This is a genomic window from Thermosipho africanus Ob7, from assembly GCF_003351105.1.
GTDB lineage: Bacteria > Thermotogota > Thermotogae > Thermotogales > Fervidobacteriaceae > Thermosipho > Thermosipho africanus.
Window position 1 is genome coordinate 42696 of record NZ_NKRG01000007.1, and the last position, 16710, is coordinate 59405.

The following is a 16710-nucleotide window of genomic DNA, read 5'->3' on the forward strand; positions in this document are numbered from 1 at the left end:
CTTTTATCCCTCCAATATCATGACTTCTTTAAATTTGGCTTTAAGTCTTTCATCGCTTGTTAATAGGATTATCTGTCTTCTTTTTGATTCTTCGTCTAATATTTCCAGAGTTTTTTGTAACCTAGTATTGTCATATCTTATAAGTGCGTTATCTATTACAAGGGGTAAATTATGCTCAGACATAGTTCTATATAGCGCTATTTTATATGCAAACAACAATTGATCAAATGTTGCAGCGCTTAAAAATTCATTTGGATTAAGTTTTTCACCATTAATGTTCAATCTAACTGATAGGTTTTCTTCAACTATTAATGGTAAGGGTTCGTTTGTAATAGAAAGAAGTATTTTGGTAAATTCTTCTTTAAATTTCTTACCATAAGTTTCAACGTATTCTTCAAGATTTTTTTGAAGAATTTGTTTTGATACTTCAATGTTTGAATAATATCCTTTTAGAGTTTCAAGTTTTCTTGAAAGTTCATCTCTCTTTTTTAAATTTTCAAGTATTTCACTAAATTCTGGAGCTTTTTCAATATCTTCTTGTAGATCCTTTTCATATGAATTTAGTTCATCTCTTAATTTCTCGGTTTCATAGATTTTTGACATTATATATTCCGGATATATTTCTTCAGAAAGAATATTTTCAAATTTTTCAATTTCAGAATCTATTTTTGTTATTGTTTCTTTAATCTTCAAATATTCATTGTAGATATTCTCAAAGTCTTTGATTTCATCAATAGAAATTTTAAGATTATCCAGCATTTTATTTAAGCTGGTAAAGCTTTCTTCTCTTTTTGCTTTCATTCTTTCCAATTCTTCGTTTAATTTATCAATTTCTCTTTCAATGGAAGATTTTGAAAGGAGTAGTTTTTGGATATCATTGTATATTTTTTCAAGGTATGCAATACCTGAGTCAATTATTTGGGCTGCGCTTCCCAAGTTAAAGTCTTTTAACTCTCTAAGTATTTCAGATTCTAAGTTTTTAAATTCTTCACTAACTTGATTATATTCTCTTTTTCTGGTTTTCCATTCTATGAATTCATAGTATTTCTGTCTTAATTCCTTTATTGATTTTAGATTATAGTCCTTTAAAATGCTCAAATAGTTTGGACGTATCATTTTCTTCTTTGTAAGCTCTTGAATTTCTGCTTTTACATCATCAATTTTTGATTCTATTTTTCTCCAAAGAATTGTTTCAAATAAGCCTATAAAGCCGGTAAATGCTGCTCCAAAAAATAACCATGTATTTATATTTCTCATAGCAAATCCAAGAAGCAATGATATTATGGCAGCAAAAAAGAATACAAACGAAAAGTCTTTGTGGACTTTTATAGATGAATTCAATTTTTTTAATACTTTTTCGTTTTCTTCGATTTTATTTTGAATCTTTGCTTGATTTTCTCTATAAATTGCTTCTTGCTTTTCAACTTCTTCAATTATCTCTTCATTTTCCGTAAATAACTTCCAGAGAGGATTTTCTTCTAATATATTTTCAAGTTTTGCTTTCTTTTCATCGTATAACTTCTTTAAAAGTGATAAATTTTTGATCTTTAAATGTACCTTTTCAAGGTCTTTTTCATTTTCTATATTTAAGTTTTTCATTTTTTCATTAAGGGCATTTTCTATTGAAGAAAAGTTGTTTTCAAGTTCTTCAAGCTGAGAAGAAATTGATTTGATGTTGTTTTCTAAAACCTCAATTGTTTCCAAGAGTTCTTTTGCTTGAGAAACTGTATCTCTGTCAATCTTTGAAAATTTGAGATATTCTTTGAGGTTTAAGTTAAGTTTATCTCTTTCAGTTTTTAAAGAATTAATTTTTTCGGTTATTTCTTGAATATATTCTCTTTTTAAGTTTGATATTTCTTCTTCTTTTTCTTCTAATATTTGCTTTAACTGCTCACTCTTTCTTTTTAGTTCATTTTTTTTCAATATTTTATTGTTATAATTTTTTATTTTTTCCTTTACTGACTCAATGTAGCTATCAATTTCAGATATTTGTTTGCTTATATTTTCAATACATAATTGAATTTCATTTGCATACTCATCAGTTTTGTTAATTGCATCTGTTAGTTTTAAGCCCCATTCATTTTTTTGCATTCTTTTTTTCATGTAACTTATTACAAAAGTATCTTTTTCCTTTATTGTATCCAGTTTTTCATCTTCCATTATAAATCCAATAGTTTCTAAAAGTTCTCTGTCAACTAAAGAGTTAAATTCACCGTTGAGAAAGTCGACTTTAAAATCTCCTTCGTCGGTTGAAATTTCTCCGCCAAATTCAAAATGATTCCATGGCTCGTACTTCTTTATTTCATTTCCTGGCTTTGAAAGAGAATTTAATAAAAAATATGCAAGTGTTGTTTTTCCAGATGAATTTGGTCCAAAAATAACATTTAAGCCTGGCTTAAATTTTATTTCTTTATTTTTTAGTTTTCCAAATCCATTTATTTTGACTTTTTTGATCAACATACTTTATCACCTCTTAAAACCTTTAACAAGAAAGATTTTGTGGTGTCGTCTTGGGTAAGATCTGTTACTTTTCTTTCAAGAAGATTTTTGTATTCTAGTTTTTCAAAATCTCCTATTACAATATAATCTTCAGCTAATTTTTCATACGTTTGTTGGTCAACAACTTGCTTTAAAACAATGATATTTTTTGAGTATTTCTTTTCAGGAAGATTTGAAAGATCAGAAGGATAAAAAATTCCAATTGTTTCAGTTTCAAATTTTTGCTTTTCATTATCTATTTGTATAATTGGTATATTGTTTATAGGTGAGGAGTTAAAATCAAATTCTTCTTCAGTTATACTGTAGTTTTTAAAATATGCAGAAAGAATTTCATTTACCTTATCATACACTCCAAAATCTCCAAGAATGTTTGAAAACACAAAATGAGCATTTTCGTATTGCTTTGATAGTTTGTCAAGAAGATTTATTTTTGCTTGAAAAATAAGATTCCAGAGAACACTTATTCCAAATGGAACACTGAATAATTCTAAATTAGAAACTTTTATTTCCATATATCTAAAACCCCCTTAGAGAAGATTTGCTGCTTCACTAGCAAGTAGTGAACGTTCGCCTTTTTTTAGAACAACGTGTGCAGATAATTTGCTATTTAAGAATTTTGTTGCAGCGTATACAAGTCCGTTGCTGTCTTTGTCAAGGTAAGGTGTATCTATTTGATATGGATCGCCGAGGAGAACAACTTTTGTATTTTCTCCTGCTCTTGTAAGAATAGTTTTTATCTCATGTGGTGTCAGGTTTTGCGCTTCATCAATAATGATGAATTGATTAGGAATTGATCGGCCTCTAATATATGTTAAAGCTTCTATATCTATTATTTCCTTTTTCATAAATTCTTTCATATTTATGTTTGAAATTTTGAAAAGATATTCAAGATTATCATATATTGGTGACATCCATGGTTTCATTTTTTCTTCAATATTTCCTGGTAAATACCCTATGTCTTTCCCTCCCATAGCGACAAGGGGTCTTGCAACAATTATCTTTTCGTATTTTTGTTCTGTTACAGTCTTTTCAAGAGCGCAAGCCAGTGTAATAAAGGTTTTACCAGTTCCAGCTATTCCAATCAATGAAACAAGTTTAATATCATCATTTAGTAATGCGTCCATTGCAAAAAATTGCTCTCTATTTCTTGGTTTTACATTCCATGCTTGAATATGTTTTTTCATTTCAAGTAAATTTTCTCCATCATATCTAAAATATTTATCTCTGGAAATTATATAGGAATTAGGAAATAAATTTGATTTATCGAGCATATCAACGTTGGATGTTTCAAAATAACCAGGGTTTAGTGTTTCAAGGTCTGATCTATCAGTTAGATAATCTTGAGATGGGATTCCAAGAGCATCGGCTTTGACCCTTAAATTAATATCTTTTGAAACTAAAAAGGTAGGATTCTTGGAGTTTTTCATAACGTGTAGTGTGTAAACTAATATCCAATTGTCGATGTATTTTTCATACAAAAAATCTATATTTTCGTGATCGCTTTTTTTTAGCGAAATTACCTTTAAAGTCCCGCCATTTTTTAATTTTATACCTTCTGAAAGTTTTCCAAGTTTTCTTAAATTGTCTAACTCTCTTATAGCATCTCTTGCGAATTTTCCAAGTCCCCCAGAATGTCTTTTCAAGTTATCTAATTCTTCTAAAACTGGAAGAGGTATTATTACATTATTATCTTCAAAAGAATAAATTGATTGTGGATCATGTATTAAAACATTGGTATCTAAAATAAAATTTTTGACCATTACCTATCCCCCCAAATTCTTATAAATTCGTTTATGTTATTGTAGCCTATTTTTTCGTAAAGTTTTAAGAAGACCTTCGCTGTTAATATGGCATCTTCAAGAGCGCGGTGCGGTACTTTATCTGCTATTTTAAATTCTTTTACAAGGCTTTCCAAGCTTCTTTTTTTATTGTACAGTACCTGTGAAATTTCAAGTGTATCAATATATCTAAAATTTATAGGGAACTCACCTATTTCTTTTGTAGCAATATCTATAAAAGAAAGGTCAACATATGCGTTATGCATTACAAAAATAGTTCCTTTTGCATATGCTCTAACATTTGAAATAATATTTTCAAGAGATGGAGCATCTGTTATTGCATCATTAGATATTCCGTGTATCTTTTCAGTAAGAGCAGGTATCCTTATATTCGGGTTTACAAGAGAGTGGTAGATCCATTTTTTTACGATTTTATTTTTGTATACAGGTACAATTGCAATCTCGATTATCCTATCACCAAAATAAGGATTTAATCCCGTTGTTTCCGTATCCATGACACAGTATACATTTTCATCTAACATTAAGTTTCCTCCTAAACTATTAGTTCTTCTCCTCCACCTCTTGCAATAACAATTTCTCCTGCTTCCTCAAGTCTTCTTACAACGTTAATAATTTTTTGTTGTGCTTCTTCAACATCTTTAATACGAACTGGCCCCATAAACTCTAGTTCGTCTTTTAATAATTGAGCTGCTCTCTTTGACATATTGTTGAATATCTTTTCTTTTAGTTCTTCAGAAGCTCCTTTTAGTGCTACAGCAAGGTCTCTTGTATCAACTTCACGCAAAACAAGTTGTACGGATCTATCATCAAGTTTAAGCAGATCTTCAAAGACAAATAACCTTCTCCTAATCTCTTCTGCAAGCTCAGGTGATTCATAGCCGAGCTTTTCCATGATGGATTTTTCAGTGGCTCTATCGATGTTGTTGATAATTTCAGCAGCAGTATCTATACCGCCAACCTGACTTAATGTTTGAACACCAAGACCACTGAATTTCTTTTCAAGGTTCTTTTCAATCTCTCTAACAACATCAGGTGAAGCTCTATCAAGCAAAGCAATTCTTTTAACGACTTCTGCTTGAATTTTTTCTGGCAGTGCAGATAAAACTTTTGCTGCAAGTGGTGGATCTAAAAAGCTTAATACAAGAGCTATAGTTTGAGGATGTTCCGATTGCAAAAAGTTAACAACTTGCATGGGATCTGCAAGTCTCATAAACTCAAATGGTTTAACTTGCAGGTTAGAAACAAGTCTTTCTATTACTTTCATTGCCCTTTCTGGGCCAAATGCCTTTATGAGCATTTCTTTTGCATATTCAATTCCACCTGATAGTAACATTTCACGAGCTTTTGAAAGTTCTTTAAATTCTTGTAAAACTTCTTGCTTTTCATCGTCTTTAACATTCCCTAAATTTGCAATTTCTATTGTCAACTGTTCTACATCTGATTCGTCAAGATTTTTAAGTACATTTGCAGCATTTTCAGGCCCCATTAAAACAAGTAAAATAGCGGCTTTTCTTTTTCCAGGTATACTAGTTTTCTCGGCCATATGTTCACCCTCTTTCCGAAATCCAGATCTTTATTATAGATGCTACTTCTTCTGGTGATTTTACTGCAAGTTGTTTTGCATAATTTCTAAGCTCTTCAATAACTTTTTGAGCTTCTGAAAGTATTTGTTCAGCTTCTTCGCCTGTTTTTTCTTCCATAACCTTTTGAACTTCTTCTTCAAGCATTTTATATCGTTGCAAGACGAGCTTTCTTGATTTTACTTTCTTTAATTGTAACAAGAATCCATATGTTCCAAAAAATACAAGAATTGTAGCAATTAAAAGTAAAGTTGCTTTGTAAAAAAACTCTTTTTGTTTTGTTTGTTGTTCTATTATTTTTGAAAATTCTTCTTCCATTTCTCTATTGAATGGAATAAATGCAAGAGAGTATGAAATTGCGGATGGGCTTGAATTTGCAGCTATACTTTTTTCTATAACATCTGAAACCATTTTATTTATTTCATCTTTTGAGATTTTGTTGAACACTGTTGAGGATGAATCTATAATAACGGAGAGTGATATGTTTTCTATCTCACCTTCGTTATTTTGAACAATGTTTTCAACTATTTGATTTAGCTCATAATTTGTAATTTGATGATTTTTTTCATATAGGGTAATGTTTGAGCCTTCAATGCTTTGATAATATGTAGTTGGTATATTTGATTCAGTTCCAACTGGACCACCATCTGCAGGAGCAGTGGTACTTTTTTCACTTTCAGTTTCTTGGCTTCTGATAAGTCCTCCCTTTGGTGTGCTGTATGTAGTTATTGTTTTTTCTGCCTTTTGCCAATTCAATTTTACATCCGGAATAACTTCTACTGTTCCAAAGCCAAACACTGTTTCAAGTGCAGGTTGAATCTTTTTTTTGTAGTAACTTTCTAATTGCATTTTTAACTCCACTTTTGTTGAAGCAGCAACTGTATTATCATCGAAGTTTACTAAATCACTTAAAGCCCGTCCATAGTTGTCAACAACCTTAACATTTTCAGGCTTCAAGCCTTCTACTGCACCAGTCAAAAGGTAGATGATTCCTTTGATTTGTTCTTTTGAAAGAGTAACACCTGGATCAAGTACTAACTGGACAGAGGCTCTTGTTTCTGCCATTTCACCACGAACATAGTATGTATATTTTGGCAAAGTAAGGTGTACCCTTGCAAATTTTACTCCATTGATTGTTGCAATTGTCCTTTCTAATTCACCTTGTAATGCTCTCTGATAGTTTACTTGTTTGTCAAAGCTTGTGGCACCAAAACTACTTTGGTCAAGTAATTCAAATCCTTTGGATGAAGAACCCAAAGCCCCGCTAGATGCTAGTTTCATTCTTACTTCGTATACGTTATAAGATGATGGAATAAATATTCTATTTCCAGCCTCTACTTTGTAAGGTATTCCTTGTGATTCAAGCTGCTGAATGATAGCTCCAGCATCTGTTTCGTTATTGGCTGAGATTAAGAGAACATACTTTGGAGCATTTAATATTACTGTTAAAACTACTGCAATTAAAATTGCCACTAAAAGTGAAAGCATAGTAATTTTTTGATTCTTTTTTAAACCTTTCCAAAAATCAGGAAACTTAGAAAATGAATCTAAAAATTTTCTAAACCATTCCAACTTAAATCACCTCATATTGTTATACTAAGGAATAAATTATCATACTCTGGTTCGAATCCAAAGTTTATCCTCCAGTATTTATTTCCATACCCTATAGAGATAAAAAAGTTACTTAAACTAAATCCTTTTGAAAAATCGTAGTATATCTCGTAGCTTTCACCTATAGGTCTAAAATGAGAATAGCCAATTATTGGGCCAATGGATATATCATTTTCATAATTTAAATTATACCCCAAATTATATCCAATTACAAAAGAATCAAAGTGATTTATTCTAATGTAGGATTTTGTCCCCAATTCAATTGAGAAATAACCTTTTCTAAAATGAATATTTGAAGAAATATCAAAATAAACTATTCCTAAATAATCAAAAATGCCACCAAAAGAAAAAGCAGTGTAAGTTTGACTGGAATTTTCTGTGAGCGTTCCTTGTAAATATAAAACGTATCGGTCGTATAAATAAGACTTTCTACTCACAGTTCTTGAAGCAGAAATTACTTTGTTTGCATATGCATTGCCTTGCTCTATATATTTTCCTTTTTTGTAATTTGTCTCACCTATGTTATATATAGCCAATACTTTATAGATATCGTTGTATTTTTGATAATAGTATCTTATCATCCTATCTGCACCCAGGAGTGCTTGCTGAGGATTCCATGCGTTGAATACTCCATAATCAATTGCGGCATCAGCTTTGAATTGAGCTACTCCCATTGCACCTACGTTAGAAAGTGCATGTATATTAAAACCAGACTCAATATATGCAAGTCCTTTTACTATTTCAGGGAATCTCATGGTTTCAGTAAAGTTATCAAATGAAACAATTTTGTAAACAAAGGGATTATATATGGAAATTTTACCACCTTTGTTATAAAATTGTAATTGTAGACCAACGTTGGATTTTGTTATATAATTTAAAGGATCAAATAAAAAAGATAAAGTTATTGTTGAGATAAATAAAATGACCAGAAAAAATATTTTCTTCATACACTTCCCTCCCATTATATAATACCATAAAAATGAAAAGATGAGGTGAATTAAATGAAATGGAAAATAAAAATAAAGGATATAATTGCTAAAAAAAATGTTAAGATTGAGGACTATTATGAAAGTGAATACATTGAATTACACACAGGAACGTATAAAGTAATTGATAAAAGATTTAAAGTAAAAATTTCTATAGTTTTTACAGATGATACAATTGTAGTTGGAGGATATGTTTCCGGGAAAGTTGAAAGACCATGTGATAGATGTCTTGAAATGACTGTAATGCCTTTGGAAGGAACGATAGAGGCTGTGTATGACTTAAAAAATGAACCAAATTTTAAAAATTCTGAAATAGAAAATTTGAAAAATGTGATATACTACAAAGGAGAAGAAATAGATCTTGAGGAAAGAATACTTGAAGCACTTGTTGTTAGTGCTCCTGATGTTTTTGTTTGCAAAGAAGATTGTAAAGGGTTATGCCCTTTCTGTGGTGAGAATTTGAATGAAAATCCAGATCATGTTTGCAAAGAAATGGAAGTATTTAATATAGATCCAAGATTTGAAAAGCTTTTAAAACTAAAAGAAGAAATGCAAAATAAGAATTGATATAAATTAAAAGGGAGGGATTTATATGGCAGTACCTAAGCAAAAAAGGTCAAGAAGCAGAACACATCACAAGAGGGCAAAAATATACAGAGCATTTTCAGTTCCTGTTTCCGTATGTCCAAATTGTGGTGCACCAAAACTTCCTCACAGAGTTTGTTTAAATTGTGGACATTACGGTAAAAAACAAGTATTTGAAGTTGCAGAATAATTATGAAAAAAATAGCGATTGATTTAATGGGAGGAGATTATGCGCCAGCGGAAATTTTAGCTGGTGCTCTTTCCTTTGCAAAAGAAAATGAAGATGTGGAACTTTATCTTGTAGGAATTGAAGAAAATTTTAAAGATGTGCAACTACCAAAAAATTGTGTAAAGGTAGTAACCGACGATTTTTTGCCAATGGATGTAAAACCCACAGAAGCGGTTAGGCGAAGAAAAAGCACAATGTATGTTAGCTGTCAACTTGCTAGAGAAAAGAAAGTTGATGCAGTTGTTAGTGCTGGGAATACTGGTGCACTTTTGGCGTGCGCAACTTTTGTAGTAGGAAGAATTAAAGGAATTGAAAGGCCTACCCTTGCAGTACCAATTCCGACTAAGAATGATTTTTGTGTTTTAGCTGACGCAGGAGCAAATATAGATGTAAAACCTTCTAACCTTCTCCAGTTTGCCATTATGGGGGTTGAATATGCAAAGTTGCTTGGAAAAGATAATCCTACTATTGGGCTTTTGAATGTTGGAACGGAAGAAAATAAAGGAACGCAAAAAGAAAAAGAAGCATTCCAGATTTTAAAAGAAAGATTTGGTAATCAATTTGTTGGGAATGTTGAAGGGAACGATTTAAATGCAGGGAAAGTAGACGTTGTTGTTGCAGACGGTTTTCATGGAAATATAGCTATGAAAACCATGGAAGGTGCTGCAAAAATGATTACAGAACTTATAAAGTCTGAAGTAAAAAAGAATATAATATCTGCCTTGGGTGCTCTTTTAATGAAACCTGTATTTAGTTCTTTGAAAAATAAACTTGATCCAAAAAAATATGGAGGAACATTCTTTATTGGTGTAGAGGGAGTAGTAGTAAAGGCCCATGGTAATTCAAATAGGACTGCTATATTTAACGCGTTAAAGGTTGCAAAAAAAGGAGTAGAGGAAAAACTTCCTTTGAAAATTAAGGAGGCACTTTTAAAATGTGCGGAATAGTAGGAATAATTGGAACGGAATTTAGTATAAAAGAACTTGTTGATGATTTGCAAAAGTTAGAATATAGAGGTTATGACTCTGCAGGAATAGCTTTTTATAAAGATGGAAGTATTGTTATTCAAAAGGCTACCGGAAAAATATCAAATTTAAGAGATCAAATTACAAATTTTAACACTTCAGTTGGTATTGCTCATACTAGATGGGCGACACATGGAGCGCCTACTCATGAAAATGCCCATCCTCATACGGATTGTACTGGAAAAATTGCAATTGTTCATAATGGAATAATAGAAAATTATGCAGAGATAAAAGAAGAGTTAAAGAGAAAGGGACATAAATTCAAATCAGAGACTGATACGGAAGTTATTGCACATTTGATTGAAGAAAATTTTGAAGGGGATCTCTATAAAGCAGTCTTAAAATCTGTGAAAATGCTTAAAGGTGCATATGCTATAGTTGTTATGCATTCTGACATGAAGGATACTTTAGTTGCAGCAAGAAAAGGAAGCCCTCTAGTATTGGGCAGGGCAGAAAATAAAGTTATTTTAGCTTCAGATGTTACACCAATTATAAAATATACAAAAGACGTAGTTTTTTTAGAAGATGGGGATGTTGCACTGTTAAAAAATGGAGAGTATAAAATTACAGATGTAAATGGAAATATTGTTCTAAGAAAAGTTTATCATATTGATTGGGACGAAGCTTCTGCGGAAAAAGGTGGATACAAGCATTTCATGTTAAAAGAAATAAATGAAGAACCCGAAGCAATAGAAAGTGCATTTGTAGGTAGAATTACTAATGAAGGCCCAATACTTACGGAATTAAAAGAGTTTAATTTAGAAAAAGTTGAAAAAATAAAACTTGTTGCTTGTGGAACAAGTTATCATGCTGGGCTTGTTTTCAAATATTTCTTAGAGAAGCATTCAAATATTGATGTAGAAGTTGATGTAGCATCAGAATTTAGATATAGAAACATACATATAGATGATAAAACGTTGGTAATTGCAATTTCTCAATCTGGTGAAACTGCAGATACTCTTGAATCTGTTAGACTTGTAAAATCAAAAGGAGCAAGAGTGGTTGCAATTTCTAATGTAGTAGGTTCTACCATTACCCGAGAAAGTGATGTTACAATTTTGATGAATGCTGGTCCAGAAATTGGTGTTGCTGCTACTAAAACTTATGTGAATCAACTTGTTGTTTTATACATTCTTGGAATGTATATTTTAAAAGAACAAAATATGTGGAATGATGAACTTGAAAAAGATTTCGAATTTTTGAAAAAAGCACCAGAAATTTTCAGAAAATTGTTGAACGATATAAACTTAGAAGAATATGCAGCATATTACAAAAATTACCATCATTTTATGTACATAGGTCGCGGAATCAATTATCCATCTGCTTTAGAGGGCGCTTTAAAATTGAAAGAAATTAGTTATATTAATGCCACTGCATATCCTGCTGGTGAGTTAAAACATGGTCCAATTGCTTTGCTTGACCCAACATTTCCTGTTTTTGCTATTGCGCCTAAGGATAGATTGTTTGAAAAAACAAAAAGTAATATTGAAGAGTCAAAGGCAAGAAAGTCAAGAATAATTTCTGTAACTAATGAATCAAATAAGGATTTGGAAGGTATTTCGGATGACATAATTTATGTTCCAGATAGTCCGGAAGACATGTATCCGCTTACTATTTCTCCTGTTATACAGCTTTTTGCATATTTAATTGCTGATATGAGAGGTTATGATCCTGACAAACCAAGAAATCTTGCAAAGAGCGTTACTGTTGAATAAGCTTGAAAAGTAACAGGTAGCAAATATATGAGGAATTATTTTTTATTTTTAAATCAAAGCCCCCCAATAGTTTTACTATCGGGGGGCTTGTTTTTGTTATTTGTTTTCTATAACTTCATAATCTTTAATACCGTTATTTTCTAGATTTTCTATAATCTTTTCTTTATTTCCAACTATGATAGTTACAAAGTTATTTGGATATGTAAATCTTGAGAATGCCTTTTGAACATCTTCAGCACTAAGGGAGTTATACATTTTTATAAATTCATTTATATAATTTTCATTGATTTTCCTGATTTCTACATCAAATGCAACACTATCAAGAACAGTGATTTTGTCCTTATAAGCATTTGGGAATAATGCGTTATAAAGATTAACTTCATTGAATAATTCTTCGGAAGTTAATGGTTCTTTATAATATTTTATATCTTCCATAATTTTCTTAACATCTTTTATTAAATCTGCTAATGCGTCATATCGTACAGTGGTTGTTACATAGAAATTTCCTAAGTAACTTCCGGTGGAAAAGCTTGAGTTAATTCCATAGACATAGCCTTTTTCAGTTCTTAACACTTTCATCAATCTAGATTTAAATGCACCACTACCATAAATTCTGTTTGCCATTAAAAATGCAACTCTATCGTATAGTTTATCTTTAAAGAATTCAAAGTTTGGAAATCTGTATCCCATTTTTATTTTTGCTTGGGTAGAGTCTTGTCTGTCAACAACTACAATTTTTGGAGTAGTTTTTAAAGAAGAATCATATACAAACAATGGTTCTGAAGATGCTGTATTTTTCCAATTTGCAAAGTATTTTTTTATTAATTCTTTTACATTATCGATTTCAAAATTTCCTGCTATTGAGATTATAATTCGGTTAGGGCTAATTGTTTTATAATAAAAGTTCCTAAGCTTTTCAGGAGTTAAAGAAGAAATGTTAGCATAAAGTAATTCCAAATTGTCTGAGAATGAGTACGGATGATCTTTACCAAAAATGTTTATTGAATAGTACATATTTAATAAACCATCTTCCGTTGTATAACTTTGACCAATACTTTGTAGATATTCTTTAACTATCCTTTCAAAATGACTTCCTTCAAATTGTGGTTCGATTAATTCAGATGCAAGAGCTTCAAAGAGAGCTTCTAAATCTTCTGAAAGGGAATTTGCAGAGATAGTGTAATAATCGTTATTCGCAGAGAAAGAAATTTCTAAACCATTTAATTCTTTGAAATCAATTAATTCTGTCTCACTGAATTTTTTGGTAGCAGTATTCATTATATCTAACATTACTGATGAATAACCAGCCGTTTCAATTGTTTCGTTCATTTTTCCAAACTTAATGTATCCTTTTATTTCAACAATAGGGAGAGTAGTATCTTTTGAGATGTAAAATACCATACCGTTATCCAATTGTACTCTTTCATATTCAGGTATTTCTATTGTAGGAATTTTATTTTTTGCACCAGCAAGTTTATCGAATAATTCTTTAGAAAATTCAACTGCGAATAAATTAGCAGAGAAGGCAAGTATAATTAGTATATAAATTAGATTTTTAAATATTTTTTTCATTCTCTATCCCTCCTATTTTTTAGGTACTATGTAACCAACATATCTATTTTTGCCGTAGAAGTATTTTTTAGCTACTCTCTGTATATCTTCACTTGTTAATTGATTTAATTTTTCGAGTTTTTGTTTGTATAGCTCAGGATTATCAAATCTTAGTTTACCAAGAACAATTTCAGAAGAGAATTCTTTTAAATCTTTTTGTGCAAATATAAGTGATTTAATCATTTGTTTTTTTACCTTTTTCAATTCTTCTTCGCTAATTCCTTCATTAATAATCCTTTCAAGCTCTTTATCTATTCCATCTTTTATTGCATCTAAATCTTCTTCTTTATAACCGAATGCATATATTACTGCCATTCCAGGTATTCTTAGATCATAAATAAAACCACCAGTACCAAGGATGAGTTGCTTATTAAAGTAAAGTTCTTTATTTACTCTTGAATTTTTACTATTTAGCCATATATCTAAAAGTGCTTCAATTGCAGGAATATCTTCGTGATCTGCCTTTGGAATAGTGTAAAGTTCCATTAATAAGGAAAGTCTTGTCATTCTTGGTAGTTTAAGTATAGTCTCGCCTTCAATTTTTGGTTCGACATATTCAGGTCTTTTAACTTGCTCTGGGGAATATTCTCCAAAGTATTTTTCAACAAGTTTGATTGCTTCTTCTGGGTTTACATCGCCACTAATTGAAAGTATGGCATTGTTTGGTGCATAGAACATTTCATAGAAATTTCTTACATCCACGTGTGTAATTCTTTTAAGATCTTCCATGAAGCCTATAACAAAGTGACCTAATGGAGTTCCTTTAAAAGCATTTGCTTGTAATTCTTCCCAACCTGATTGAATGTAATTGTTTTCTATTCTCATTCTTCTTTCTTGTTTTACAACTTCTTTTTCTCTATAAAAATCATCTGGATCGATTTTTAAATTCCTCATTCTATCAGCTTCTATTGCAAGAGCAAGTTCGAGCTTTGCAGAGGGTACTAATTCATAATAAACGGTATAGTCATAGGAAGTAGCAGCATTATTAGAACCACCAACTGAAGTTATTAAATCATCAATTCCACCTTTTGGTAAAGCATTTGTTCCATTGAACATAGTATGTTCTAGTAAATGTGCTATACCAGTTTTTCCTTCTTCTTCATCGATTGAACCAACTTTATACCATATCTCTACTTTTACAAGTGGAACACTGTGATCTTCAAAAATAAAAACTTTTAAACCATTGTTAAGAGTGTACTCGACAAAATTAACATTTGGAATTTCTACTGCGAACAAAAATAAAGCAAAAATATATAGCATCAATAACAACAACAGTCTTTTCAACTTAATCCCCTCCTTAAGTTAAAGTTTGAAAAAGTGAAAAAAATCCTATATCAAACCTAATTATATCAAAATTTAAATTATTTGCAATATTTATAATTTAAAAATTAATAAATGTAAATAAAAATAAATCTTTATTTAAATATTTTTCATCTAATTTTTCTAAGAAAATTATTGATAAAAGACAAAAGATGGCCTAAATAAAAAATGGCCCTTGCATTAAGCAAGAGCCATACTTTATATTTTCTATATTTTATTTTTTAATTACCTTTTCATACTCGATGCAGTTCTCAACATTTCATCTGCAGTTTGGATTGTTCTTGAATTTAATTCATAAGCTCTCATAGCACTGATCATATCAACCATTTCTTTAACTATATCTACATTTGATTTTTCTACATAGCCTTGCAATATAGAACCAAAACCATCTTGTCCTGCGGTGCCTTCAACTGGAGTACCACTTGCTGGAGTTTCTAAGAAAAGGTTATCTCCAATTGCTTTTAAGCCAGAAGGATTGATAAATCTTACCAATGTAATTGTTCCAAGATTTTGTAGGGTTCCATCTTGAAGCTCAGCGGTAACTATACCATCTGGAGATATACTCAGTGATACAGCATTTTGTGGTACAACTATGTTTGGTGATAATAAATTTCCATTGCTGGTAATTATCCTACCATTGCCATCAATTTTAAATTGTCCGTCTCTTGTATATGCTATTCTACCATCTTGAAGTTGGATTTGGAAAAAGCCATCACCGGAAATGGCTAGATCAAGAGAATTTCCCGTTCTTTCTAAATTTCCTTGAGTAAAAATTCTTGTGGTTGCTGATAATTTTGTTCCGTGACCTACATATAAACCTGTTGGATGCAAAGAATTTTGTGCGGTTGCAGCACCAGCATTTTTTGAATAATCATAAAGAAGGTCTTGAAATTCTGATTTAACTTTTTTATACCCAGCGGTATCTACGTTTGCAATATTATTTGAAAGCGTGTCTAGTTTAAATTGTTGTGCCCACATTCCTGTTGCAGCTGTATAAAGTCCATTAATCATTTACTACACCTCCTACTTTAAATTACCCGCAGAATTAATAGATTTGTTAAGCAATTCATCATGTACAGTTACAGCTTTTGATAAAACTTCGTAATGTCTATTTGCTTCTATCATTTTTACCATTTCCTTTACAATGTTCACATTTGATTTTTCTACATATCCTTGTAAAATCCTAAAATTTTCTTTTTCAATTTCTTGACCTTTGTAGAAGGTGTAACCAATCTTTCTTGGATTATCAAGATCTACAACTTTGATATTATTAATAAGATCTGATTTATCTAATACTTTAATTCTTTGATCATTTTTATCTAATACGTAATACCCTTCACTTGTAACTAAGAAACCGTCGCTGCTAATTTTAAAATTTCCTGCTCTTGTATATAGTTTTTCTCCGTTTTTTTCTACTACAAAGAATCCAGAACCATCAATTGCAAAATCTAACATATTTTCAGTATGTTCAATATTTCCCTGACTGAAATCAGTTTTTACTTCATCTAAAATAACTGCTTGCTCGAACTTCCCAATATTCTTAATTTCGACATTTTTTTCTTGAGGCATTGGTTTAAAAGAGTGTAATCTTTTTTCAAGATATGTCTTAAATGCCAAATTATCAGCTTTATAGCCAATAGTTTCTGCATTAGATATATTATTTGAAAGCGTATCAAGTTTTGTAATATCAGCCAACATTCCCATAGAAGCAAGGTAAACGCCTTTGTACATTTTTAATCACCTCAAATTT

15 protein-coding genes are annotated in these 16710 nt (G+C 30.9%); 4 read left to right on the top strand and 11 right to left on the bottom strand.

From position 1 onward, the window contains the following. Positions 1 to 3 precede the first annotated feature (3 nt). From OB7_RS07920 to OB7_RS07950, 7 genes are read right to left on the bottom strand one after another with little or no spacing between them, the layout of a single operon-like run. A complete protein-coding gene (locus tag OB7_RS07920) occupies positions 4 to 2460 on the bottom strand; it encodes an ATP-binding protein (RefSeq protein ID WP_114702975.1) in 2457 nt (818 codons plus the stop codon). Next, positions 2454 to 3011: a hypothetical protein gene (locus OB7_RS07925; protein ID WP_114702976.1), complete on the bottom strand. Its 558-nt coding sequence runs from the start codon at positions 3009 to 3011 to the stop codon at positions 2454 to 2456. Before OB7_RS07925 ends, OB7_RS07920 begins: the two co-directional genes overlap by 7 nt. Positions 3012 to 3026: 15 nt before the next feature. Next, complete coding sequence (locus OB7_RS07930; RefSeq protein ID WP_114702977.1) at positions 3027 to 4259, bottom strand: PhoH family protein; 1233 nt, start codon at positions 4257 to 4259, stop codon at positions 3027 to 3029. Beyond that, positions 4259 to 4819 carry a 3'-5' exonuclease gene (locus OB7_RS07935; protein ID WP_004100377.1) on the bottom strand — a complete coding sequence of 187 codons (561 nt, stop codon included), beginning with the start codon at positions 4817 to 4819 and terminating at the stop codon, positions 4259 to 4261. Before OB7_RS07935 ends, OB7_RS07930 begins: the two co-directional genes overlap by 1 nt. An 11-nt stretch (positions 4820 to 4830) precedes the next feature. Continuing rightward, positions 4831 to 5841, bottom strand: a complete 1011-nt coding sequence (gene fliG / locus OB7_RS07940; RefSeq protein WP_004100379.1) for a flagellar motor switch protein FliG — start codon at positions 5839 to 5841, stop codon at positions 4831 to 4833. Positions 5842 to 5845: 4 nt separating this feature from the next. After that, entirely contained in the window at positions 5846 to 7450 is a 1605-nt protein-coding gene (fliF, locus tag OB7_RS07945; RefSeq protein ID WP_114702978.1) for a flagellar basal-body MS-ring/collar protein FliF, read from the bottom strand. Between the two features lie 11 nt (positions 7451 to 7461). Further along, positions 7462 to 8436: a lytic transglycosylase domain-containing protein gene (locus OB7_RS07950; RefSeq protein WP_114702979.1), complete on the bottom strand. Its 975-nt coding sequence runs from the start codon at positions 8434 to 8436 to the stop codon at positions 7462 to 7464. 54 nt (positions 8437 to 8490) lie between these two features. Between OB7_RS07950 and OB7_RS07955 the strand changes: the two genes are divergently transcribed. Genes OB7_RS07955 through glmS form a run of 4 tightly spaced genes read left to right on the top strand, consistent with a single transcriptional unit; the run spans position 8491 to position 12029 of the window. Continuing rightward, positions 8491 to 9042: a YceD family protein gene (locus OB7_RS07955; protein ID WP_004100385.1), complete on the top strand. Its 552-nt coding sequence runs from the start codon at positions 8491 to 8493 to the stop codon at positions 9040 to 9042. Between the two features lie 25 nt (positions 9043 to 9067). Next, the gene (rpmF, locus tag OB7_RS07960) at positions 9068 to 9250 is read left to right on the top strand and encodes a 50S ribosomal protein L32 (RefSeq protein ID WP_004100388.1); all 183 of its coding nucleotides are present in this window, start codon (positions 9068 to 9070) and stop codon (positions 9248 to 9250) included. Between the two features lie 2 nt (positions 9251 to 9252). Then, the gene (gene plsX / locus OB7_RS07965) at positions 9253 to 10236 is read left to right on the top strand and encodes a phosphate acyltransferase PlsX (protein WP_114702980.1); all 984 of its coding nucleotides are present in this window, start codon (positions 9253 to 9255) and stop codon (positions 10234 to 10236) included. Then, a complete protein-coding gene (gene glmS / locus OB7_RS07970) occupies positions 10224 to 12029 on the top strand; it encodes a glutamine--fructose-6-phosphate transaminase (isomerizing) (RefSeq protein WP_114702981.1) in 1806 nt (601 codons plus the stop codon). Before plsX ends, glmS begins: the two co-directional genes overlap by 13 nt. Positions 12030 to 12125: 96 nt before the next feature. Here the strand turns inward: glmS and OB7_RS07975 are convergent, their stop codons facing one another. The 4 genes from OB7_RS07975 to OB7_RS07990 all read right to left on the bottom strand — a co-directional run bounded on the left by OB7_RS07975 (position 12126) and on the right by OB7_RS07990 (position 16691). Further along, positions 12126 to 13601: a M16 family metallopeptidase gene (locus OB7_RS07975; RefSeq protein WP_114702982.1), complete on the bottom strand. Its 1476-nt coding sequence runs from the start codon at positions 13599 to 13601 to the stop codon at positions 12126 to 12128. A gap of 12 nt (positions 13602 to 13613) precedes the next feature. Beyond that, positions 13614 to 14924 carry a M16 family metallopeptidase gene (locus OB7_RS07980; protein WP_114702983.1) on the bottom strand — a complete coding sequence of 437 codons (1311 nt, stop codon included), beginning with the start codon at positions 14922 to 14924 and terminating at the stop codon, positions 13614 to 13616. A gap of 261 nt (positions 14925 to 15185) precedes the next feature. Continuing rightward, complete coding sequence (gene flgG, locus OB7_RS07985; protein WP_012579812.1) at positions 15186 to 15971, bottom strand: flagellar basal-body rod protein FlgG; 786 nt, start codon at positions 15969 to 15971, stop codon at positions 15186 to 15188. Between the two features lie 12 nt (positions 15972 to 15983). Beyond that, positions 15984 to 16691 carry a flagellar hook-basal body protein gene (locus OB7_RS07990; protein ID WP_114702984.1) on the bottom strand — a complete coding sequence of 236 codons (708 nt, stop codon included), beginning with the start codon at positions 16689 to 16691 and terminating at the stop codon, positions 15984 to 15986. Positions 16692 to 16710: the final 19 nt, after the last annotated feature.